This is a genomic window from Polaromonas sp. P1_G2, from assembly GCF_056405515.1.
In genome coordinates this window covers 1-651 of the sequence record NZ_JBFUBY010000655.1, presented here as the reverse complement: position 1 = coordinate 651, position 651 = coordinate 1, and the positions used below count along the sequence as shown (strand labels likewise).

Here is a 651-nt window from a genome sequence, read left to right as displayed (position 1 = left end):
GCGGGTGCCAGGGCCTCCAGCGCCTCGATCAGCGGCCGCCCCACGAGCATGCGGGCCTGCCGGACCAGCAGGCCGGAGGGCGAGGACGGCTCCCTGGTCTGGAAATATTCTTCGAGCCGGACAAGCACCGCCTTTGCCTCGGCATGGCTTTTGATCTTGAGCGCCTTGGCACGCTCCGGGTCAGTCCGGAACACCGAACGGACGGCCTGCATCAGGCCCGAACGCTCTGTGGAAGCCGCATCGGCTTTCTGCTCCGCACCCGGCGCGGCACCGCCGGCCGTAGGTTTCCTTCCCTGCCCAGCGCCCAGTTTCAGGAAGGTCTCGAGAGACACCAGAACATTGTCGACTTCCGCGACATTGGGCGGTGGCGCACTCGGCGCATTGGTCGACCAAATTTCGAGGATGGTGGCAAGCGCCGCTCGGCAGCGCCCTGCATCGGCGAGGATGTTCCCAACCTCTTCACGCACCTCCTCGGTGGTCACGGCCTTCGTGACGTCGTTGAGCGCCGGGACCTCCTCGCCGGGATAGGCCATTTCGGGACGGCCGGCGATCCGGTAATGGCGGAGCATGACATAACCGAGCTTGCTGTCGTAGAACAGGCGGAGATAGTTGATCGGCGCGATCACGCGCACGGGATGGCTCAGCACGGAG

Annotated in this window: 1 protein-coding gene; it reads right to left on the bottom strand. The window is 65.6% G+C overall.

Annotated features, from left to right (window positions below; genetic code table 11):
• Nucleotides 1-632 (bottom strand): hypothetical protein (locus AC1D0P_RS26760; protein WP_477679499.1); only part of this gene is annotated, 632 nt, incomplete at its 3' end.
• Nucleotides 633-651: the final 19 nt, after the last annotated feature.